This window comes from Chitinibacter sp. S2-10 (genome assembly GCF_046530675.1).
GTDB lineage: Bacteria > Pseudomonadota > Gammaproteobacteria > Burkholderiales > Chitinibacteraceae > Chitinibacter.
The window spans coordinates 1,272,443-1,293,457 of sequence record NZ_CP172558.1 but is presented as its reverse complement, the minus strand read 5'-3'; the positions used below and the strand labels follow the sequence as shown (position 1 = coordinate 1,293,457).

Below are 21,015 nucleotides of genomic sequence, written 5' to 3'. Positions count from 1 at the left end.
ACTTCGTTTCGTTGCGTCATCAGCAGAGAGGCCGAACTATACCGCCACCACCTAGACTCGTCAACACCAAAACCCGAACAAAATACCCAAAAGCGGATAAATGGTTGATTTATAACAGGGTGCTTCGCTGAACATAGCAGAACTTATTTAGCCTGTTGCGGCATAAACTCTGCCAAGCGCCGTTTTTGCCGATCTGCACTGTCAAAATTATCTTGGGCCAGCCATTGCTCATAAGCCGTCTGCAACCGTGGCCATTCCTGATCAATGATCGAATACCACGCGGTATCACGATTGCGCCTCTTGTTTACGGTGGCCTGGCGGAATGTGCCTTCATACTGAAAACCCAAGCGCTGCGCTGCATTTCTGGACGGCGCATTCAATGCATTGCATTTCCATTCATAGCGGCGATAGCCCAGCGAAAATGCGTAAGACATCATCAAAACCATCGCCGCAGTGGCGAGTCTGGTTTTTTGCAGCGCAGGGGAAAAATGCAACCAGCCAATTTCGATACTCCCGGCCACGGGGTCAATCCGCAAATAGGCCGCCAAGCCCAAAGCCAGACCCGAGTTGGCGTCAACAATCGCATAAAATTGCGGGTCGGACTGTTGCGCCACACTGCCCAACCAGACTTCAAATCCGGCCTGATCGGCAAACGGGCCGCTAACCAAGTAAGTCCACATTGCCCCCGAGTCAGCACCGAACGCCTGCCACAAAGCGTCTCCGTGTCGGGCAACATCCAGCGGCTCGACGCGACAATCCCAGCCTTGCAGAACCTGCCGCTGCGGAAAGATGGCACCCTGCCAGTTTTCTACAATATCCCCAAGGGGCTGACCAAACTCATTGAGATACACAATTACACTCCATCCACAAAATCAAAGCCGAGCAACCAAGGCTGCGCGAATGCCGGCCTGGTTTTCTGCGCTTTGATTCTGGCTTTGTTTAAACTTCCCCGCGATGCGGTCAATTTTAATTTCAATTCCGACAATGGCCGCCATCAGGCGCTCGATGTATTGCGCTGGCGCGTCGCTGATTTGCCACGCCGGATCGCGACCAGCTTCGTGCCGCGCAGTCATGGTGCCAAGCAAACTCAATAATTCGCTGGCGGCGAGCACCGTCAAAACGCCATTTACTTGCACCGCCGAATAATTCCAAGTTGGTACGACGCGCGGGTCACTGGCCTTGCCCGGATAAAAACTCGGCGAGATATAGTGATTTTCCGACTGAAATATGACGACCACGTTCTCGCCTTGCGCTTGCCACAACAGGTTGGCGCGCGCGACATGGCCGCGCAACACACCACAAGCACTATCATCGTCAAACCAGTACAAAGGCAGCAAATTGGCATCCAAACCATCGGATGCATTATTCACCACTGTCGCCAATGGATAGTTCGCAATCAGTTGCAGCTCGGCGGCCCGATTTTCTGCCTGAAAATGTTTAGGGGTATACATATCAGCACGAGCACGTAATTGGCGTTTCGAGCAATACCCCGGACTCATCACCGACTGCAATTGCCAAGCCGTCTTGCTGCCACCAGTGAATGCCGCCAATCAACTCTTTGACCTGAAAGCCCAGCTTGGCCATTTTGTATGCGCCCCAAGTCGAGCCATTGCAGCCGATGCCGTCGCAATAGCATATATATACTTTGCTGCGATCCAGCTCGCGCGTCGTCGCTTCGTTCATTTCGCGGTGCGGAAACGAGATCGCGCCAGGAATATGTGCCGCGGCATAATGCTTAGCCGAGCGCACATCAAGCACAACGATCTGGTCTTCACCCGCCAGCAAATCGGCAGCCAGATCGGCTGGATCGGTACGGTATTTGAGTTGCTCGGAAAAAAACTGCTCAGCCGCTGCGGGATCGGCCAGACCGGATGACAAAACTGCACTCATTGAGATTCTCCTCATCACTTTTCATTCCCCCCACTGTAGTCGCATAATGGTCTTTTCATAAGAGCCAATTTCCCACCAAAGGCCAGACCAATGCCAGCAATTCCGACTTTATTTGCCGCACATGCGCAGAATGATCTGCCTTTGCATGAACAGCTTGCCCGTACGCTGCGACAAGCGATTCTGGATGGCCATTTGCCATTTGCAAGCCGTTTACCGGCAACGCGCGTACTGGCCGCCGATTTGCAGCTGTCACGCAGCACGGTCGAGCTGGCGTATTCGCGGCTGGAATCCGAAGGTTATTTGCAACGAAAAACCGGGGCGGGCAGCTTTGTCGCGATTGAAGCAGTTTCACGCACACCCAAACCGTACAAAGCGGCTGCAGATCTGTCACAACGCGGTCAGGAAATCGCCGAAATGGGCGCCTGCCGCGACGAGCTCGCCAATACGCGCTTATTTTTCACTGGCCAACCTGACGGCACAGCCTTCCCATACGAGCTATGGGGCAAGCTGATGCAGCAGCGCTGGAAAAATGATCATATTGAGCTGATGCGCTATGGCGATCCGCAAGGCCTGCCCGAGCTGCGCGCCGCCATTGCCAGCTATCTGGCGCAATCGCGCAATGTGGTCTGCGACGCCAGCCAGATTGTGATTTTGAGCAGCTCGCAGCAGGCGATCCAGCTCACCGCACAATTATTGATCGACGCGGGCGACACAGTCTGGCTGGAAGACCCCGGCTATCTGGGCGCGCGCAATGCGATGAAAAGTGCCGGTGCGGCGATTTGCCCGATTCCGGTTGATGCCGAAGGCATGCAGATCAATGAACATACTGCCACCAAGTACCCTACGCCAAAGCTAATCTACACAACGCCTTCACACCAATACCCCTTGGGAATGGCCATGAGCCTGACGCGTCGCATGGCGCTGCTGGAACATGCTGCGGCAATGAAGGCGTGGATTATCGAGGACGATTACGACGGCGAGTTTCAATACGAGCAGCGCCCGCTACCCTCGCTGCAAGGGCTGGATACGCAAGGCCGCGTGATTTATATGGGAACGTTTAGCAAGGTGCTGTTTGGCTCTTTGCGTCTTGCCTACCTCGTGCTGCCGCCCGAACTGGTTGCACCGTTTACGTTGGCGCGCACGGCATTTGACGGCCACAGCAATCAACTGATGCAGGCTGTTACCGCTGATTTTATCAATGGCGGCCATTTCGCCAGCCATTTGCGCCAGATGCGGACACTCTATAAAAGCCGCCGCGATCTGCTCGTAACCGAACTGGCGCAACACTGCCCGCAACTCAAACCAATCAACACCAGCGGCGGTTTGCAATTTGCGGTCAAAGCGCCCGCAGGCAATGAACGCAACTGGACAATAAAGGGAAACCAGCAAGGATTACGACTCAGGCCATTATCGCAATTCTATCTGGGACACCCAACAATTGAAGGCTGGCTAATGGGGTATTCATCGCTAAGCAACGATGAAATTAGGCTACAAGCTAATACCCTAGGAAAAATCATGAGCTCAAATTGATCACGGCAAACAAATCAAAGTCGCCCACATCAGCGCTAACGAATTAGCGCACACAAATTACTGACACAAAACAAACATCAATATGATTAAACAGTAATGTTGCGTTAAACTTTGGATCCAAATTGGCATTAGGCAATATTGATTATGCAAATGGCTTCCAAAGGCTTTACCCTGATTGAGCTGATGATCACCATCGCGATCATGGCGATCATTCTGGCGATTGCGGCGCCAAGTTTTAGCCAGATGCTGGAAAAAGAACGCTTGAAAACCGCCGCCAGCAGCGTTGCCGAGGATCTAGTTTTTGCGCGCAATGAAGCCATCCGCCTGAATGCTTCGAGCTATTTCACACTGGAAACCACTGGCGGCTGGAAATATTCAATCTGCACCGCCAACGGCGCTTCCAGCTGCAACTGCACAGCGACCACCTCCACCACCGCCAGCAACGGAACATGCAAGCGGCTGTTTACCAAAGCCGGCAGCAGCTGGAATAACGTCAGCAGCGATGCAAGCAATTTTGATAGCGCTTTCCTCTTTGATCCGGTCAATGGCATGCCGCGCGACACTGACGGCAGCAAATGGGCCGACAGCGGCAAAAAAGCGCTCACGCTCAGTTCAGCCAATGGTTACGAAGCCCATATTGCCATCGGCAGCAGCAGCCGGGTCAAAATCTGTACCAGCTCGGATGACAGCAAAAAACTGGGCAGCTACCCCGCTGTGACCGATGTGGAGGATTGCCTATGAAAGCCCACTTCAAACGGCAAAGCGGCCTATCGCTGATTGAATTGCTTATTTCACTCGCGATTGGCTTGCTACTTTTATCGGCGATCATTGCCTATTTTTACGGCAGTCTTGGCGCGCAAAAGAATGTATTGCGCGAAATGAACCTAAGCAAAGAAATGCGTTTTGCCGAAAACCTGCTGATTTCCGAATTACGCCGCAGTGGTTTTTATCCTGCCAGTCTGGCAACGCCAAATTTGAGTACCCTGCAACCCGGCATTTACAGCACCAGCTGTATTTTGAGCAGCTACTACACCCCGGATGGCAGCACGCTGAATTATTCGGGATTCCGCTTTATTAGCAACCAGCTGCAAATGCGAAACAATGCCGCTGGCAAATGCAGCGATGCGGCCGACTCCGGCAACTGGGAATCACTGATTGATTCATCCCGCATCACCATCACCGCATTTTCAATCACCAGTGACAGCGCCAGCCCCGGCACTTTAGCACTGAGCTATGAAGCTCGCGCCAAAGGAGAAAATGGCGCGACGCTCAGCAGCCTTGAAACGACCAAACTCGCGGTGAGCAACTTGGCCGTAGAAATGTTCAATGTCAGCGCAATCACAACGCTGACGTCAACAGACTAAGGAATCTGCCATGACCATCAGCTTACATCGTCAACAGGGTGCCAGCACATTGCTGATTTCGGCCGTCTTGCTCATCATGATTACGCTGGGAGGCCTGAGCATCAGCCGTCAGGTGATTCAGGAAAGCAAAGCCAGCAATCAGCTGTTTTTCCGTACCAAAGCACTCGAAGCCGCTAACGCCGGCGTCGCAGCTTTTACCGCCCAGCTCAGCGATGAAAGTATTAATAAAACCATGCTCAATGGTTTGAGCAGCACCCCCAGTACAATCACGCTCAACAGCAAATATGCCGACGCTAATCTGGTTTATTCACTGAGCGCCAAAACCACCACCCCGGATCCCGTTTCCGGCCTGCCTCGGCTTGAGCTGACCAGCACCGGTTGCGCCAGCAATTGCAGCGACGGTAAAGCCGTGGTGACGCAATACATCAGCTATGAACAGCTCGGCGGTATGCTCAATGACTATTTGAGTATCAATGACACGCTGACACGGATATGGGGCTCATCGGTGACTGTTGACGGCGCCCCGCCCGGGTCTACCGGAATTGGGTATGGCGCTGATGCAGTCAATTGCAATAGCCCAGCACCTTGCACTAGCGATCCCTACAATACTTCGATGTTTTTTTATACCAACGACGGTGCACCAGGGGATAAAAAAGCGCCTGCTGCTCGTGGAAAAAAATCTTCGGCCGATTATTGGAAACAGATTTTTGGCAAAACATCCCGAGCAGCAATGAAAACCAAAGCCGAGTCGGCTAGCCCGGGAAATGTTGTGTGGATCAATGGCGATGTAGAAATAAAAACAGGGGATCGTCTGCTGCACCCAAAAGACGGATCAGCTCCGATTGACACTGCCAATAAAATTGTCATTGTCGATGGCAATATGACGGCCAGTGCGCTTAATCAATCGGCCGCCAACGACGCGGTCTGGGGGTTGGTGTATGTCACAAAAGACGTCGATATCGCTGGTACCGGTCGCATTAATGGCATGTTAGCCGTCGAAGGCAATATGAGAGCCAGCGGAGGATCATTACACCTGTATGCCAATCCGGGCTCGAAAGGGCTACAAGACCCATATAAGAGCCTCAGTTTTGCAGGCAAATCCGGCTGGAGGGACTTCTAATGCGCCGCGCACAACAAGGTATAGGCCTGATCGAAGTGATGGTCACTTTAGTCGTGATCGCAGTGAGTGTATTGGCACTGACCCGATTGCAAGCACAAACGCTGGGTACGGCTGCATACAACAAGCAAAGAATTGAGGCACAAGCCTATGCCTACCAGGCACTGGAGAAAATTCGTTCGCAAACCGAACGCGCCACTTGCGGACTAACCGACACCGAAGGCGTACTCAGTACCGACATGAAAAGCCTCGATTTTGTCGATCTGGACACCCTCTGCAATGGCGAGGTCACTGGGTCACATAATGAAATGTCGCGGGTTTGCGAGTTAGCACTCACCTGCAAGGCTCAAACGAATGGCAGTGCGCAAGCCGTCACAGGCGGTCTTTGCCCAACCGGCGTTTCGTCAGCCAAGGTCATCGCCAAAGTCCGCTGGGATGGTGTGAAATGGAGCGATACAGGTGCTGTCGCGCCCAAGACTGACCAATACATCGAGACGAAAGTCCTGTTAGCCGACTATCGCAAGCTGATCACTTATAGCAACTGGAATGCATCCAATGGCTGGCAACAAGGCGATGTGGTCCGGCAAGGCAATCAGGCTGGTAACCGTTATTTTGTTTGCTACAAAGACGGCGGCTGCCCCAAGCCCGGTTATAACCAGCCAAAAAACAATGATAACGACACCGACATTGCACACCCCGATTACTGGAAAAATCTGGGTGAAGCGCCATATTGTGGCAATGCGACTTCAAATTCATCAGCAAGCCCAACACCCAGCGCCACGCCAGCGGTGACGGCGACGCCAGATCCGAATGCCACGCCAGCAGTTACTGCAGCACCAACTTCAGCACCGACTTCGGCGCCAACTTCAGTCCCTACCGTAGCACCCACGGCGGCAGCAACGGCGACCCCAGCCGGAGTAATCTGCCTATCGTGGAACTCGGCAACCGCGTATTCAGGCGGAGCGAAAGTCAAACATGGGTCAAAATACTATCAGGCCAAATGGTGGACTCAGGGCGACAACCCAAGCAGCAATACTGGCGATGGCAAAGCCTGGCTTGAAATCACCCAAGCCGTAGCTGGCTGCAGTTAAACAGGCAAGCCTTCAAACGAGGAATGCCGTTCACTTAAGTCAAATGAACGGCATTTTTTATTCAAGGACTCGAAAAGTTTTCGATGCAGAAGCGCAAAGATACGGAAGCAATCAAAATAAATCCAAGCTTCCTCTGCGTCGGATTTTTATGATTTTCTTAAGTAAACGAGATTAGGACTTTGCCCCGTCGGTTTATTCAACCGTGCCGATTTTGGCTTGCTCTGGCGCGCGCCAGATTTTATAGCGCAGCTCGACATCATTCGGCACGTACACCACCACGGGCAATTTGGCGTTGTAGCGGATCAGGTCGTCGTCGGAATACACCGGCACAAATTTACGGCTGCTGGTGCCCGCCGGGCAGGCCATCATCGTGGCCGGGCCCGGGCCGACTTTTTCGACTTTCCAGTAGTTATATCCCCAGCCTTTGACGGTTTCTTCGTCAATTTCGCCGCGCAAACCGCGTGTATTGCAATCGGCGTCGATCACTTTGCCCGGAATCAGTTGCACGCGGTACAAATCGGGGTTTTTAACTGACGGCAACTTGATCACAATCCGCTGATAGCCTTCTTCAGCCGGTGGAAATGCTTTCATTGGATCGGCTTCGGCAAAGGCCATCAGGCTTGTGCTCATCACTACGGCACACAGAGTCAATTGAGATGCAATCGTCATTTTCTTCTCCGCTTTAGGATTCTCGAACTTGCTCAAGGTGAGCAAGCATGCCGATAGCATAGCGAAATAAGGCAGTACGTCCTATGCACTATTGCCACTCAATAGCAGCAATAAATCACGCAACAGGCAACTGATCGATGACCTGGTTACGGCCATGGGTTTTGGCAAAGTAGAGCAAACTATCAATCCGCTGGAAAAAGTCGGCCAATGACTCGCCGTTTTGCCATTGCGTCACGCCCACGCTAATGGTGATCGGACGAACGGTGGGCAGATCAAAATGATGGCTGGCTACGTTCAGACGCAGGCGCTCGGCCAGATCAACAGCGTGCAGCAGATCGCAATCATCCAGAATGAGAATAAATTCTTCCCCGCCCCAGCGCGCCAGAATATCCGAAGCGCGTGGTGCAGCATTGCGCAGCAGCTGGGCAAACTCCTGCAAGACTTGATCGCCGGCGGCGTGGCCAAATTTGTCATTCACCTGCTTGAACAGATCGATATCGACAAACACCCCCGAAATCGCCCGTGGCCGCCGCGCCAGCTCGTTCAGCTTTTGCGCCAGCACGACTTCAAAAGCCTGCCGGTTATGAAGCTGGGTCAGCGCATCAATCGTCGCCACTTTTTCCAGTTGGCACTGGTTGCGATTAATACTGTAGAGCGCCAGCGCAATCACCATCAGCGTGACCAGCGCCGAAATCACCAGATTGAGCAGCAGAACGCGCTGCACAGGGCGCAGGACTTCGGTTTCGTTCTGCTCCACAATCAGATACCAGCCCAGCTCGGGGATATAGCGCGAGTTGACCTGAATATCCTGCCCATGATGACGGTAGCTGAGCTGGGTGGGTTTGGTGCTGCGGTTGATAATCTGCCCGGCAATCTCGCTCAGCCCCGGCTGGGTACGGATAGTGCCGCGATGCTGTTTGTTTTGCCCGGTGAGCACCACCTCGCCCTTGGCATTGACAAAATAGATCTGCCGCGCAAAACGCCGCTCGTAACTTTGCAAGAGTTGCGACATGGTATCGAGCGTAATGCCCACGCCAATCGCACCAATAAACTGGTTCTGATAATCAAGCACGCGGTAATTGATGAAAATGGTCATCTTGTCGCGATGCGCCAGATCGGGGTCGACATTGGTTTCAAATTGCTGGCTCATTTGCCGTACGCGGAAATACCAGGCGTCGCGCGGCTCCTGCTCGCTCACGTTTTTGAGCACCCCACCGGCATGGTAGTAATGTCGGCTGCGCTCGGAAACCAGAAAGCTGGTCAGCGTGCCGTTTTTGGTTTTGACTTCCTTGAGGTAGCGCACAATCTGGCTCACGTCGCGCTCGCCATCCAGAATCCAGTCGCGAACAAAGGTGTCGTGCGCCATCTGCGAAGAGATAAACACCGGGCGCAGCATGTCTTTCTGGATTTCGGAATAGATATTGTCGCCGGTCAGCGGCAGCGCATTGCTGACAATGCCGTGATGGATCTCGTCGCGTGAAACCCAGTAGCTAGCCAGACTCGTCGTCAAAAAACCCAGCACCAGCAAGGTCGCCACCAGCAGCAAAAGATGCAAACGCTTGGGAATCAGTTTCACGCCATTCTCGATCAGTCATTTAAGGCATGATTATCCGTAGCCTGCTGTCAGATGCAAAGCCGTAAATGGCACGTATGGACAGTTGCGCGACAGGAACAAGCTTACATCTCACATACACCTTACCCGTATAGCTATGCAAACCAATTCAAAGTCGCGCTACAAAGACATACCCATACTACAGCAAAGCAACCGCCTTCACCTGCGCCCACACGGTTTGCCCGACTGCCAATTGCAGCCGCGACTGTGACAGCGCGGTAATTTGCGCCGTCAACGTCACACCATGCACCGACATTTGCACCAGCACATGCGCCGGATGCGCGGTGGGCAATAGCGCGGTGATCCGCGCCGGCAGTCGATTGACAATACTGCTGTGTGTGTCATCGGTCGTGGCAATGCTGATATCACGCGCCATAATCCGCAGTCTTTGCGTCTGACCCAGCTGATGCTGCTTGCTCGGCACCCACAGCTCACCGCCGCAGCCATCAAGCCCAAAGGCCAGCCGAGTTAAATGAAAACCGGCATTGAGCTCAACCACGCGGGTGTCCAGAATCGTCGAGCGTTCGTCGGCAAATTGCGCGGGCAAATCCGGCCGCGCCAGCGTGCTGGCCAGCGCACCCTGCGCGCTCACCCGCCCGGCAGTCATCAGCACCAGATAATCGGCCAGTTGGCTGACTTCATCCATTGCGTGGGTCACGTACACCATCGGGATATTCAGCTCACGATTGAGCTGAGCCAGATATGGCAGCAACTCGGCCTTGCGCGGCGCATCAAGCGCAGCCAGCGGCTCGTCGAGCAATAACAACTTCGGCGAAGTCAGTAGCGCACGCGCAATCGCGACGCGTTGCTGCTCGCCGCCCGAAAGCTTGTCGGGTCTGCGTGCGAGCAAATGAGCGATGCCGAGCAAATCAATTGCTCGCTCGTAACCGATACGGCGCTGCGTGGCTGGCGTGCGTTTCAAGCCAAATTGCAGATTGTGTTCGACCGATAAATGGGGAAACAAACCCGGCTGCTGAAACACCATGCCGACGCCGCGTTGATGCGGCGGAACAAAACGCGATTCGTCCTGCCAGACTTCACCCGCGAAAGTGACCGTACCGCGCACCCGCGGCTCCAGCCCGGCCAGCGCGCGCAATATCGTCGTTTTGCCACAACCGGAAGAACCGAATAACACCGACACGCCATTCGCGGGCAGCGTTAAATCAACGTCAAGCGAAAAGTCGCCCAGTTGCGCACTCAAACGGGCAAGGAGTTGGACATCAGTAGCAGCCATTGTGCGGGCTTTAGTGTGCGCTCAAGTGCGCTTGCACCTGCTGCTGCAACTCGGCCGGGGTAATATCGCTCGCCACCGCAGCAATCGACGACCAGTTCACACCCGCCAGCAGGCCATCACGCTCCATGCCGGGCAGCATTTGCTGGCAAAACACATCCCACGCAATCGCGACCGGCGCAAAGCCTTTGAATGACGGCACATTGGCGATTTCTTCTGCGGCGCGCTCTTTACTCGACCAGAACGGCATCGCGCGTTTGCCTTTGCCGCCAATCGGCGCGGGGAAACCGACGTCGTCTTTAATGCTCCAGATCGTTTGGGTTTGCGCCACTTCGCGATAAAAATTCGCCACTTCGACTTCAACAGTACTCATAGTTCTTTTCCAAATGAATTAAATTGTTCGCACCGGCTTATTTAATAAATGCAGTGCGAGTAAGGCGATAAAACTAAACACCAGCATCGTCAGCGCTAAGGCATGTGCTTGCGTGTATTGCAGCGCTTCGACGTGATCGTAAATCTGTACCGATACCACGCGCGTCTCGTGCGGGATATTGCCGCCTATCATCAGCACGACGCCGAACTCACCGACGGTATGGGCAAAGCTCATCACGGCGGCGGTGATGATACCGGGTCTGGCCAGCGGCAGCGCGACACTGAAAAAAGTATCGAGCGGCGAGGCGCGCAAAGTCGCGGCGACTTCGAGCGGGCGCGCACTGATCGCGAAGATGTTAGCGAAGGCCTGCTGAATCGGCTGCACGGCAAACGGCAACGAATAAATAATCGACGCGAGCACCAGTCCGGCAAAAGTAAACGGCAAAACGCCGAGTGCCTGCGCGATTGAGCCGAGCGGGCCATTTGGCCCGAGTGCGACGAGCAGATAAAAACCGATGACGGTCGGCGGCAGCACCAGCGGCAAAGTCACCAGTGCGCTGACGATTTTGACGGGCAACGCTGAACTTCGCGCCAGCCACCACGCCAGCGGCGTCGCAATCAAAAGCAGCAGCAAAGTTGTCGCGCTTGCCAGCTTGAGCGTCAGAATGATTGCGGAGAGGTCTTCAGCGCTGAACATGATTGATCACCATGATTGGTAGCAATTATTGGTAGCCATAGCGCCGGATGAGCTGTCTGGCCGCCGGTGATTGCAAATAGCGCAGAAAAGCCGTCGCCGCCGGATTGTGCTGGCCTTTGTTCAACAGCACGGCGTCCTGCCGGATCGGCTGATGCAGGCTGCCCGGCACAAGCCAGCCACTGCCGGTCTTGAACTGGCCGTCAAACATCACCAGCGATGCAGCGATTAGCCCCAATTCAGCATTACCGGTCGCGACAAACTGCTGCGCCTGCGCGATGTTCTCGCCATAAACCAGCTTGGGCGTCAGCACGGCGGTCAATCCTTGTGCGTTCAACACTTCAAGCGCGGCACGCCCATACGGTGCGACTTTGGGATTGGCAATCGCCAGTTTGTTGAATGACTGGTTTTTGAGCGTGTTTTCATTGAGGGTATTGCTCTGGGCGCTCCATAAAACAAGCGCTCCAGTCGCATACGTAAACCGGGTATTCTTGACCGCCAGACCGTTCTCGACCAATTTGGCCGGCGCTTCATCGTCGGCCGCCAATAGCACTTCGAAAGGCGCACCATGGCTGATCTGGGCAAACAATTTGCCGGTCGCACCACTGGAGACTTGCAGCTGATAACCGGTCTGCGTACTAAAGCCGCTCGCCAACGCCTGCATGGGCTGCACGAAGTTGGACGCCACAGCCACCTGCACCGTTCGTTCGGCTGCGCTGACACAACTGATCGACAAACTGATCGACAAAGCCAAACCAATCCAACGCCACATAAACCCTCCCGATTGAATCGGCAGTGTACTGCAAGACCCCTGCCGGGTGTAAGGCATCGAGCAAGGGCTACCTCCTCAGCACTACCTCCAAACAACCGTTTGTCTGCAAGCCGCTTCGCCCTCTACATAAGATATTTTCCTTATCCTGAGAAATAAGCTATCAACAACAGACAGCTTGTTTTCAGATTAAGTAAGAAAATCAAGGCAATACATCCACTCAAGGTGATGACCATGACTCTCTCGATCAAATCCCGGTTAATCTGCACCATTGCATTTATGGCCGCGCTCCTAATCGGCATTGGCAGCATCGGTATTTACAGCCTGAATCAGATTAATCAGTCGCTCAAAACGGTCTATGAAGACCGGGTGGTGCCATTGCAGCAGCTTAAACTGATTGCAGACGCTTATGCCGTCAGCGTGATTGATGCCGTCAACAAAGCCAACGCCGGTTTGCTCGATGCCGAAGCGACGCTGAAACAGGTCAAAACGGCACGACTGGAAATCGATCAGCAATGGAAAACCTATCAATCGACCAGCCTGACTGCTGACGAACAAAAACTCTCGCAGCAGGCCAGAGAATTATTTCTCGCGGCCAATGCCGACGTGCAAGAGCTGGAAAGTTTTCTCATGAGCAGCAGCGGCAATCTGCAAGGCCAGCTCGCGCAATTTGACGGCGCGCTGTATGCCAGCATCGACCCGATCAGCGAAAAAATCAGCGAATTAATTACGTTGCAGTTAAACGTCGCCAAAACCGAATTTGTCCGGGCACAAGCCAGTTATGAAACCGTTCGCAATTTATCGCTGGCAGCTATCATTCTGGGGCTGGTACTGGCTGCGGCCTCAGGTTTTGCACTGATACGCGCCATTTCAGTGCCGCTCGTGCGCGCTGTTGCCGTCGCGAAAAATATCGCACAAGGCAAACTCGATAACCAGATCGCGATTGTCCGTCAGGATGAAATGGGGCAGATGATGCAGGCCATGCAGCAAATGCAGAGCGCGATTCAGGGCTTTGTCCGTGCACAGCAAATCATGGCCGAACAGCAGGCGGCGGGATTCATGAGCGCCCGTATGGACGCAGCCCAATATCCGGGAACATTTGGCGAAATGGCGCAACAGGTCAATACGCTGGTCGAAGAGCATACTCGGGTCATTGGCAAAACCATCGAAATCATCGCGCAATATTCGCAAGGCAATTTTGACCAAGACATGCCCGCCCTGCCCGGCGAAAAAATCCAGATCACTGATTCGATTGCCGAAGTAAAACGGGCGCTGCAAGCAATCAGCGGCGATATCCAGCGTCTGGCCGAAGCCGGTGCCAATGGCGACTTTAGCCAGCGCTGCGATGCCACTCGCTACCAGTACATGTTCAAAGCCATGCTGGAAAATCTGAATCAATTGATTATCACCTGCGACGTTGGCTTTAATGATGTGTTGCGCGTTTCAGAAGCACTGGCTAAGGGAGATTTAAGTCAGAGCATCGGCAAGGATTATCCCGGCCTGTTTGGCCGCACCAAAACCGGCGTCAACGCCACCGTCGCAACGCTCAACAGCCTGATTGGCGAAGTGAACGAAATGGTTAGCGCAGCCGCCGAACGCGGCGATTTTGGCACCCGCCTGAGCACCACCGACAAGCAGGGATTTTCATTGCGGCTAGCCGAACAACTCAATCAGCTCTCGAGCATTACCGACAATGGCTTGCGCGATATTATGCGCGTGGCGTCAGCCTTGGCCGATGGCGACCTGACGCAAAGCATTACGCAGAACTACCCTGGCCTATTTGGCGAAACCCGCGAAGCGGTCAATACCACGGTTAGCAACTTGCAGCATCTGGTTGGTGAAATCCAGCATTCAGGGCTGACGATTCAAACTGCGGCGGGTGAGCTGGCACAAGGTAACGCCGATCTGGCACGTCGCACCGAAGCACAAGCCGCCAATCTGGAAGAAACTGCTGCCAGCACCGAAGAACTTGCCAGCACGGTGCGGCAGAATGCTGAAAACGCCAAAGAAGCCAATCAACTGGTGCAAACTTCGGCGCAAATCACCCAGGAAGGCGGCGTTGTCGTTCGCAAAGTCGTCAACACGATGGCGTCGATTCAAACCTCGTCGAGCAAAATTGTCGATATCATCGGCGTCATTGATGGTATCGCCTTCCAGACCAATATTCTGGCGCTGAACGCCGCAGTCGAAGCAGCGCGCGCCGGAGAACAAGGTCGCGGCTTTGCCGTCGTCGCTTCGGAAGTGAGGAATCTGGCGCAACGCTCTGCCGTTGCTGCCAAAGAAATCAAGGTTTTGATCAGCAATTCGGTCGAGCAGATCGAACATGGTCACCAGCAAGTCAATCAGGCAGGCGAAACCATGGCTCAAGTCGAGGCCAGTATCGAACGGGTTCGTATTTTAATCGGTGAAATCAGCAATGCTTCGTTTGAACAAAGCGCCGGGATTGCGCAGGTCAACCAGGCAGTGACGCATCTGGATGAAGTGACACAGCAAAACTCGGCTTTGGTCGAGCAAGCCGCTGCGGCGACCGAATCGCTGCAGGAGCAAACCCAATCACTCGCCGAAGCCGTTGGCGTGTTCAAGCTGGATCAATCCATCGCGCCCGGAGTCCGGCAAATCATCAACAAGGCCGCGCAAGCTGATTTACCCCAACTTCAGCTCACAGCGTTGCAGCTACAACAAGCCTGAAGCAAAACGCGAAGCGATGACTCCTCATCGCTTCGCGTGGTTTGCAGCTGAACGTCTCGTCAAGCCAGACGGGGCTTCATCGTATCGGCCATGACCCGGAACACATCAACCCAGGCCTGTCGCAATTCGGGCGTCCAGGCTTCACCCAGACCTTGCTTTAGCGTCCACAACAGGGCGTTGCCGACCGGCGTAAAATGGCTGGGACTCACGCCATACTGAACATGGCGATCAGCCAGTTTGTGCAAAACCGGCACCAGTGCATTCAGATCATTGAGCCCACGCACCGCGACTTTCAATGTCGCCATCAACATATTGCCTTGCGCGGTAAGGTCTTTTTTGAATAAAGGGCGAACTTCGGGCGCGTATTCAAATAATTTGGCATAAAACATCGCCGCAGCCTGCTCGGCAATCGGTTCGACCAGTGAAAAACTATGTTGAACTAAATGAATCTGACGTGCAGTAATCGACATGCTGGCTCCGTGGGCTGAAAGATTGATCCAGCATAGTCTGCCAGTCAGCGCCGTGCGGATATTTGTCATCCCGGACGCTGTCATTTGCCGGACAATCGAAGCGCCCTTTTATTCGGGGGCAGGTATTACCGGGGACAGCGCAATCATCAAGGCGGCCAGCAAAATACCTCCCCCACCTATCCATTGCTGCAGCGATAAATGCTCGCCCAGAATCAGTGCCGCCAACACGACACTCACCACCGGCTCCAGCGTAGAAAGCGTCGATGCTTCGCTGGCCGACAAATAATCGAGCCCGGCCAGAAACGCAAAAATAGCCACTACGGTTGAAACCAGCGCAATCGCAATCACTGCCCACCAGCTACTGGCGCTCATCGGCCAGGAAGGCGTATGCCAAAACGTACTGAGCCACAAGCTCGCAGCAGCCGACAGCATAACGACCGTTGCCGCAGGCAAAGCGCCGGCCAACGGCGTCAGGCGGGCGCCCGCCAGAATATAGGCCGAATAAATCAGTGGTGCGAGCAAGCCAAACACCACACCCTGCCATTGTCCACCAGCCGGCCCGATGGTCAACAACAAGCTGATGCAAGCGAGCACCAAAGCGGCAACCGTTCGCCGCGACAGCGTTTCTTTGAACCAGAACGCGCAGGAGAGCGTCACGATGACCGGATAGATATACAACAACAGAGCCGCCAGCGCCGCCGAGCCGTATTGCAAAGCCGAAAAATAGCAAAAAGCCTGTCCGACATAAGCCAGTCCGCCCATCGCCATCAGTCCCAGCAAAATCCGACCCCGCGGCCAGCGCTCTCCCCGTTTGAGCATCACGGCGACCATCACCGCAGCGGCAATACTGAAACGCAGCAATAACAAGCCTTGCGTATCGACGCCATCCGCCGAACTACCATAGGCCCAGCGGCCAAAAATCGGCATCCAGCCAAAGGCCAGTGCGGAAAGCACAATCAGAAAAATTCCGGTGCGACGCTGCGCTGTCATTGTGTTCACTCAAAATCAAAGATGGTTAGATGCTGTGGTTTGCAGCAGCCCCTATTAGTCACATTAAGTGCTGAGCGGAATATTGTAGGGTTGCCTTCAGGCGACTGGTCGGCTACACGAAGTACAGCTAAAAACGAAGCCAACACGATGCAAAATCCCATTTAACTGGCTGCTAGTGTGCAGCAAGCAACGCCGTGACCGCAACTTGCTAAAATCAACTAGCCAAGTGGGGTAGTGACAAATTCTTACAGACTTTTTTGATGCGATTGCGTAAAGTTTCTACATGCATGGAGATCGATACGCAATGCCATTTTTTCGAAATAAAACAAAGGGCTTACGCTACACCGTCGCCGCCCTGATTATCCTGTCGATCGGTTTGTTATTGTGGCAGCACTTTGGCATGACGCGGGTGCTGCGCATCGATCTGAGCGATGCTGCCAAATTCAGCGTGCAGGATGATCGCCCACAAGGCGGGAAAAGCATCGCAACGATCCAGGCCCAGAACAACGCCATGGTCATGAGCTGCCAGCTCGCCAAAAGCAAATACGAGTGGCCCTACTGCCAGATCAGCATTGCTTTGGGCAAGGCACCGAACGGGATTAATTTATCGGTTTTTGACGACATCGCTTTCGACGTCGCGCACAACGGCCCGAAGCCGGACAAGATCCGGGTCTATCTGAACAATTTTGAAGCCGACTCGACGCTGGCCGATCCATTGTCACTGAAAGTCAATGAATTGCTGCTCGATCTGCCTGAATTCCAGCCCCAAGCCATTCCGTTAAAGCTGTTTCATGTCGCATCATGGTGGGTCGAATATAAAAACAAACCGCTGCTTGAAACCGATATGCGGATCAACAATGTACCCATGCTGATTCTCGCGACCCCCGGCTTTGCCGGCGAGGGATTGCATCAGATTGTGGTTCGTTCGATTGAATTTCGCGGCAAATGGATCAAACAGCTTCATTTGCTGCAAGGCATTGTTGCGGCCTGGATATTGTTGGCGCTAGGCTGGTTACTCAACGAATTGCTGGCCTATCGTCATCGCGTCCAGGAAGAGCAGAAATTGCGAACCGCGCTGCAAAATCTGAATAACACACTGGAACTGGAAGCCAAGGAGTTAAGCGACAAAGTCATTACGGATCCGCTGACCGGCGCATTAAACCGCGAAGGATTTTATGAGTTTCTCCAGCGCCGGCAAGGCACCACGACTTTGAGCGTTTTGTTTGTCGACCTCGATTTTTTCAAAAAGATCAACGATGTTCACGGTCACGCCATCGGCGACGAGGTATTACGCCAATTTGCCGGGCTAATCAAAAATAACACTCGGCAGCTTGATCGCTTGGTTCGCTGGGGCGGGGAAGAATTCCTGATTCTCTGCCCAGATACCGACCTGATGTCGGCAACGCGTTTTGCCGAGAAATTGCGGCTGATTATTGCCGCAGCGCAATGGCCGAACCAGATCGGGCTGACTTGCTCCTGCGGTGTGGCAACACGATTACCGGAAGAACAATTTGATGATTTGCTCGCACGAGCCGACGCAGCACTCTATCGCGCCAAAGCAGCAGGCCGAAACCGGGTCGAAATCGCCGAATAAGCCCCGACCCAACAGGAATATCCCTCATGAAGACCAGCACCCGCTACCTGATTACGGCGCTGATTATCCTCTCGCTCGGGCTATTGCTTTGGCAGCACTATGGCATGAACCGCAGTTTACGGATTGATTTCTCCAATCCGGCGCAATTCAGCGCTTTTGACGATAGAGAGCTCGGCGGCGCAAGTACGGCCAGCGTCCAAGCCAGCAAAGACGGCGCCATCATGCATTGTCAGCTCAATGACAAGCAACACATCTGGCGCTTTTGCGGCCTGGCGATCGATCTGGGGCAGGGGCAAAAAGGCGTCAATTTGTCAGCCTATGACGAAATGCAGCTCGAATTGGCCATGCAGACCGCCAGTGGCTCGAGCCTGAATGTGTACTTGGGCAACTTTGAAGCCTATTCCAATAACAAGGAACTCATTTCACTCAAACTGCACGGCACACTCGTCACCACAACCCCCTATCGCAGTACGATTAAAATCCCGCTGGCTTCACTGACTGTACCCACCTGGTGGCTGGAAGAAGGTTTTGCCCCGGTTTACGACCCGGTCGCAAGGCTAGACAATATCCGGAAAATCGCCCTGTCAACCTCGGATGGCAGCGCCTCCGGCCAATATCGGATTAGCTTGCATGCACTCGAATTTCACGGCAAATGGATCAGTAAAACCAATTTGCAGACCGGATTGCTCGCGTTCTGGTTACTTGCGGCGCTAGCTTATGTGCTAAAGAGCTGGCTTGATGCATACCGGCTAGCGCAAATCGAACAAAAAAAACGTACCCGTGCCGAGCAATCACATGAAAAACTCGCCGCCAAGGCGAATCAACTGCAGCAAAAAGTCATGACCGACCCGCTGACCGGCGCACTCAATCGCGAAGGTTTAAGCGATTTCTTGCTGCGGGTTGATCTGAACGGACTCAGCGTCCTGTTTGCCGACATGGATCATTTCAAACGCGTCAACGACGGTTATGGTCACGCGGTCGGCGACGCCGTCTTGCAGCAACTGAGTGCGCTGATCAAAACCACCATCCGTAAAACCGACCGGCTAGTACGCTGGGGTGGCGAAGAGTTTCTGATTATTTGTCCGGCTACTTCGGTAACCGAAGCGGGGATTCTGGCAGAAAAACTGCGCACGGCAGTCTGCGCGAGCAATTGGCCAGCAGACTTGTCGATGAGCTGTTCATTCGGCGCTGCCGAATGCCAGGAAAATGAAGATTTTGCGCGCACTATCGAACGCGCCGATGCCGCGCTATATCGCGCCAAAGCGCAGGGTCGCAATCGCGTCGAGCTGGCTCGGTGACAATTTTAAACGCCCTCAGCGGCAGCACCCTGCCCTCAACCCGGCCATCAAGGGTATATCAATCAACAACAATGCCCTGGCCGGATACGGCAACATACCCCAACTAAACAGCCCAGCTCACCCAGCCCAACTGCCAGGTCGCCAGCACGATCAGGCCGAACGCGATTCGATACCAGGCAAACACCACAAAAGTGTGCGTCGATATAAAGCGGATCAGTGCGCGGATCGCGATAAAGGCAAAAATGAACGACGCAACAAAACCGACCGCAAACACACCGATATCAGCACTATCAAGCACATGGCGGTGCTTGAGCAGGCTGTACAGTGATGCAGCACCGAGCGTCGGAATCCCGAGAAAGAAGGAAAATTCGGTCGCCGCCTTGCGCGACAACCCCAAAAACATGCCACCAATAATCGTCGCACCGGAGCGGCTGGTACCGGGAATAAGCGCCAGGCACTGACACAGCCCGACTTTCAGTGCGTCTTTCAGACTAAGATCATCGACGGTTTCTACCATAATCTGATGTTCACGCTTTTCTGCCCACAGAATGATCAGCCCGCCAACAATAAAAGCGACCGCCACGGCCAGCGGATTGAATAAAACTGCCTTGATCTGCTCGGAAAACAGCTTGCCTAGAATCGCTGCCGGAATAAATGCAATCACGATGCCAAGTAATAAATTGCGCGCCGATCCGGGCTGACCCGCCCCCGCAAAGGTATGGCTGATTTTGTGCCGGTACTCCCAGACTACGGCAAGCATGGCACCGAGCTGGATAAAAATTTCATAAACGTCGCGCTTTTCTTTGCTCAGAAAATTGAGCAGATCGCCGGTCAAAATGAGGTGCCCGGTCGACGAAATCGGCAAAAACTCGGTAATGCCTTCGACCAGCCCCATGATCAGGGAATGAAATAACAGAATCGGATCCATCACGCGCCCGCACAAGTGTTGAAAAATCAGGGCGCGATTATAAGGCCTAAGTGCCACAAGATCCTGCATGATTTTTTGTGCACGACGGAAAGCGGCAATGGCTAGACGGAGTGTGAATATTTACATCAGGGCTTGGGAACCAAGTTATTCGCCCATACTCTGAACAGGGTGCAAGATGCATTCTGCGTGTTGTTCATCTCCTCTCTGTTGAGCGGGTTCCTTTCGCAAGATCGGAGCCCGTTTTTTTATCCGCAAGCCCGCCGCTACTTCCCCTTTCGATGATGGCGCAACAAATTGGCTAGCGCATCTTTCAATCCGGGGTCTTCAATCTGCTGCTGCAGCGCTGAAAATGCCGTCTTGGCAGGCTCGGTCATCTTTAAGGTCTTGGTTTGCATCGGGTTTCCCTGCTGCAAAGCGACTTGCACCTTCGCGCGGATTGCGGTAGCGTGCACGCCAGCCTGATCAAGTGCCGCGAGCATGGCGGGCTCGGCTTGACGCAAGCGGGTAGCCGCTGCGCTACCGGGAACGGCGACCAGCAAGGTGCTTCCCGACCATGCCACGCCCTGACAGACGCGAGCGAGTTCCGGCGGTAGTGCCGACTGCACAATATGCAGCAACTGATTGAGCTGATCGAGCTGTTTGACCAGGCGCTTTAATTGATAATCGCCTTCAACCAGCTGCGAAAAATTGGCTTTTTTACTCATTTAA

The 21,015-nt window shown here is 53.9% G+C and carries 21 protein-coding genes; 8 read left to right on the top strand and 13 right to left on the bottom strand.

Annotated elements, in window-relative coordinates:
- Positions 1–143: 143 nt before the first annotated feature.
- From ACG2XO_RS06200 to ACG2XO_RS06190, 3 genes are read right to left on the bottom strand one after another with little or no spacing between them, the layout of a single operon-like run.
- A complete protein-coding gene (locus ACG2XO_RS06200; protein WP_410499950.1) occupies positions 144–851 on the bottom strand; it encodes a GNAT family N-acetyltransferase in 708 nt (235 codons plus the stop codon).
- Positions 852–872: 21 nt separating this feature from the next.
- A complete protein-coding gene (locus ACG2XO_RS06195) occupies positions 873–1,451 on the bottom strand; it encodes an FMN-binding negative transcriptional regulator (RefSeq protein ID WP_410499949.1) in 579 nt (192 codons plus the stop codon).
- Position 1,452: 1 nt separating this feature from the next.
- Positions 1,453–1,890, bottom strand: a complete 438-nt coding sequence (locus tag ACG2XO_RS06190) for a rhodanese-like domain-containing protein (RefSeq protein WP_410499948.1) — start codon at positions 1,888–1,890, stop codon at positions 1,453–1,455.
- Positions 1,891–1,980: 90 nt separating this feature from the next.
- Between ACG2XO_RS06190 and ACG2XO_RS06185 the strand changes: the two genes are divergently transcribed.
- The 5 genes from ACG2XO_RS06185 to ACG2XO_RS06165 all read left to right on the top strand — a co-directional run bounded on the left by ACG2XO_RS06185 (position 1,981) and on the right by ACG2XO_RS06165 (position 6,992).
- Positions 1,981–3,420: a PLP-dependent aminotransferase family protein gene (locus ACG2XO_RS06185; protein ID WP_410499947.1), complete on the top strand. Its 1,440-nt coding sequence runs from the start codon at positions 1,981–1,983 to the stop codon at positions 3,418–3,420.
- A 150-nt stretch (positions 3,421–3,570) separates the two neighbouring features.
- Positions 3,571–4,161 (top strand): Tfp pilus assembly protein FimT/FimU, encoded by a 591-nt coding sequence (locus ACG2XO_RS06180; protein WP_410499946.1) that lies wholly within the window; start codon positions 3,571–3,573, stop codon positions 4,159–4,161.
- Positions 4,158–4,784 carry a prepilin-type N-terminal cleavage/methylation domain-containing protein gene (locus ACG2XO_RS06175; protein WP_410499945.1) on the top strand — a complete coding sequence of 209 codons (627 nt, stop codon included), beginning with the start codon at positions 4,158–4,160 and terminating at the stop codon, positions 4,782–4,784. Before ACG2XO_RS06180 ends, ACG2XO_RS06175 begins: the two co-directional genes overlap by 4 nt.
- Before the next feature lie 10 nt (positions 4,785–4,794).
- Entirely contained in the window at positions 4,795–5,904 is a 1,110-nt protein-coding gene (locus tag ACG2XO_RS06170; RefSeq protein ID WP_410499944.1) for a hypothetical protein, read from the top strand.
- Positions 5,904–6,992 (top strand): carbohydrate-binding protein, encoded by a 1,089-nt coding sequence (locus tag ACG2XO_RS06165; protein ID WP_410499943.1) that lies wholly within the window; start codon positions 5,904–5,906, stop codon positions 6,990–6,992. Before ACG2XO_RS06170 ends, ACG2XO_RS06165 begins: the two co-directional genes overlap by 1 nt.
- A 192-nt stretch (positions 6,993–7,184) precedes the next feature.
- Here the strand turns inward: ACG2XO_RS06165 and eco are convergent, their stop codons facing one another.
- From eco to modA, 6 genes are all read right to left on the bottom strand, one after another.
- Positions 7,185–7,661 (bottom strand): serine protease inhibitor ecotin, encoded by a 477-nt coding sequence (gene eco / locus ACG2XO_RS06160; RefSeq protein ID WP_410499942.1) that lies wholly within the window; start codon positions 7,659–7,661, stop codon positions 7,185–7,187.
- A 115-nt stretch (positions 7,662–7,776) separates the two neighbouring features.
- Positions 7,777–9,237: a diguanylate cyclase gene (locus tag ACG2XO_RS06155; protein ID WP_410499941.1), complete on the bottom strand. Its 1,461-nt coding sequence runs from the start codon at positions 9,235–9,237 to the stop codon at positions 7,777–7,779.
- A 175-nt stretch (positions 9,238–9,412) separates the two neighbouring features.
- Positions 9,413–10,507 (bottom strand): molybdenum ABC transporter ATP-binding protein, encoded by a 1,095-nt coding sequence (modC, locus tag ACG2XO_RS06150; protein ID WP_410499940.1) that lies wholly within the window; start codon positions 10,505–10,507, stop codon positions 9,413–9,415.
- A gap of 10 nt (positions 10,508–10,517) precedes the next feature.
- Positions 10,518–10,877, bottom strand: coding sequence for a DUF2750 domain-containing protein (locus tag ACG2XO_RS06145; RefSeq protein ID WP_410499939.1), 360 nt, complete (start codon positions 10,875–10,877; stop codon positions 10,518–10,520).
- Between the two features lie 18 nt (positions 10,878–10,895).
- Positions 10,896–11,573 (bottom strand): molybdate ABC transporter permease subunit, encoded by a 678-nt coding sequence (gene modB / locus ACG2XO_RS06140; protein WP_410499938.1) that lies wholly within the window; start codon positions 11,571–11,573, stop codon positions 10,896–10,898.
- Between the two features lie 25 nt (positions 11,574–11,598).
- Positions 11,599–12,342: a molybdate ABC transporter substrate-binding protein gene (gene modA / locus ACG2XO_RS06135; RefSeq protein WP_410499937.1), complete on the bottom strand. Its 744-nt coding sequence runs from the start codon at positions 12,340–12,342 to the stop codon at positions 11,599–11,601.
- A 231-nt stretch (positions 12,343–12,573) separates the two neighbouring features.
- On the opposite strand from modA, the gene ACG2XO_RS06130 reads away from it, so the two are divergent.
- On the top strand, positions 12,574–15,027 hold the full coding sequence (locus ACG2XO_RS06130) for a methyl-accepting chemotaxis protein (RefSeq protein WP_410499936.1): 2,454 nt from the start codon (positions 12,574–12,576) through the stop codon (positions 15,025–15,027).
- A gap of 59 nt (positions 15,028–15,086) precedes the next feature.
- On the opposite strand, the gene ACG2XO_RS06125 is transcribed toward ACG2XO_RS06130, so the two are convergent.
- Entirely contained in the window at positions 15,087–15,497 is a 411-nt protein-coding gene (locus ACG2XO_RS06125) for a globin family protein (protein ID WP_410499935.1), read from the bottom strand.
- A gap of 108 nt (positions 15,498–15,605) precedes the next feature.
- Entirely contained in the window at positions 15,606–16,487 is an 882-nt protein-coding gene (locus tag ACG2XO_RS06120) for a DMT family transporter (protein ID WP_410499934.1), read from the bottom strand.
- Positions 16,488–16,791: 304 nt separating this feature from the next.
- On the opposite strand from ACG2XO_RS06120, the gene ACG2XO_RS06115 reads away from it, so the two are divergent.
- Together ACG2XO_RS06115 and ACG2XO_RS06110 are read left to right on the top strand one after the other, a co-directional pair.
- Positions 16,792–18,081 (top strand): GGDEF domain-containing protein, encoded by a 1,290-nt coding sequence (locus ACG2XO_RS06115; protein ID WP_410499933.1) that lies wholly within the window; start codon positions 16,792–16,794, stop codon positions 18,079–18,081.
- Positions 18,082–18,107: 26 nt separating this feature from the next.
- Positions 18,108–19,379, top strand: a complete 1,272-nt coding sequence (locus ACG2XO_RS06110) for a diguanylate cyclase (protein WP_410499932.1) — start codon at positions 18,108–18,110, stop codon at positions 19,377–19,379.
- A 103-nt stretch (positions 19,380–19,482) separates the two neighbouring features.
- On the opposite strand, the gene ACG2XO_RS06105 is transcribed toward ACG2XO_RS06110, so the two are convergent.
- Positions 19,483–20,307 carry an undecaprenyl-diphosphate phosphatase gene (locus ACG2XO_RS06105; RefSeq protein WP_410499931.1) on the bottom strand — a complete coding sequence of 275 codons (825 nt, stop codon included), beginning with the start codon at positions 20,305–20,307 and terminating at the stop codon, positions 19,483–19,485.
- Between the two features lie 263 nt (positions 20,308–20,570).
- Complete coding sequence (locus ACG2XO_RS06100) at positions 20,571–21,011, bottom strand: DciA family protein (RefSeq protein ID WP_410499930.1); 441 nt, start codon at positions 21,009–21,011, stop codon at positions 20,571–20,573.
- Positions 21,012–21,015 lie beyond the last annotated feature (4 nt).

Bases quoted from the DNA above. Each gene is read 5' to 3' on its own strand.
- modC (WP_410499940.1), bottom strand. From the start codon at position 10,507: ATGGCTGCTACTGATGTCCAACTCCTTGCCCGTTTGAGTGCGCAACTG.
- ACG2XO_RS06165 (WP_410499943.1), top strand. From the start codon at position 5,904: ATGCGCCGCGCACAACAAGGTATAGGCCTGATCGAAGTGATGGTCACT.
- ACG2XO_RS06180 (WP_410499946.1), top strand. From the start codon at position 3,571: ATGGCTTCCAAAGGCTTTACCCTGATTGAGCTGATGATCACCATCGCG.
- ACG2XO_RS06110 (WP_410499932.1), top strand. From the start codon at position 18,108: ATGAAGACCAGCACCCGCTACCTGATTACGGCGCTGATTATCCTCTCG.
- ACG2XO_RS06125 (WP_410499935.1), bottom strand. From the start codon at position 15,497: ATGTCGATTACTGCACGTCAGATTCATTTAGTTCAACATAGTTTTTCA.
- ACG2XO_RS06120 (WP_410499934.1), bottom strand. From the start codon at position 16,487: ATGACAGCGCAGCGTCGCACCGGAATTTTTCTGATTGTGCTTTCCGCA.
- ACG2XO_RS06105 (WP_410499931.1), bottom strand. From the start codon at position 20,307: ATGGATCCGATTCTGTTATTTCATTCCCTGATCATGGGGCTGGTCGAA.
- eco (WP_410499942.1), bottom strand. From the start codon at position 7,661: ATGACGATTGCATCTCAATTGACTCTGTGTGCCGTAGTGATGAGCACA.
- ACG2XO_RS06185 (WP_410499947.1), top strand. From the start codon at position 1,981: ATGCCAGCAATTCCGACTTTATTTGCCGCACATGCGCAGAATGATCTG.
- ACG2XO_RS06100 (WP_410499930.1), bottom strand. From the start codon at position 21,011: ATGAGTAAAAAAGCCAATTTTTCGCAGCTGGTTGAAGGCGATTATCAA.
- ACG2XO_RS06130 (WP_410499936.1), top strand. From the start codon at position 12,574: ATGACTCTCTCGATCAAATCCCGGTTAATCTGCACCATTGCATTTATG.
- ACG2XO_RS06170 (WP_410499944.1), top strand. From the start codon at position 4,795: ATGACCATCAGCTTACATCGTCAACAGGGTGCCAGCACATTGCTGATT.
- ACG2XO_RS06145 (WP_410499939.1), bottom strand. From the start codon at position 10,877: ATGAGTACTGTTGAAGTCGAAGTGGCGAATTTTTATCGCGAAGTGGCG.
- ACG2XO_RS06115 (WP_410499933.1), top strand. From the start codon at position 16,792: ATGCCATTTTTTCGAAATAAAACAAAGGGCTTACGCTACACCGTCGCC.
- ACG2XO_RS06175 (WP_410499945.1), top strand. From the start codon at position 4,158: ATGAAAGCCCACTTCAAACGGCAAAGCGGCCTATCGCTGATTGAATTG.
- ACG2XO_RS06195 (WP_410499949.1), bottom strand. From the start codon at position 1,451: ATGTATACCCCTAAACATTTTCAGGCAGAAAATCGGGCCGCCGAGCTG.
- ACG2XO_RS06190 (WP_410499948.1), bottom strand. From the start codon at position 1,890: ATGAGTGCAGTTTTGTCATCCGGTCTGGCCGATCCCGCAGCGGCTGAG.
- modB (WP_410499938.1), bottom strand. From the start codon at position 11,573: ATGTTCAGCGCTGAAGACCTCTCCGCAATCATTCTGACGCTCAAGCTG.
- modA (WP_410499937.1), bottom strand. From the start codon at position 12,342: ATGTGGCGTTGGATTGGTTTGGCTTTGTCGATCAGTTTGTCGATCAGT.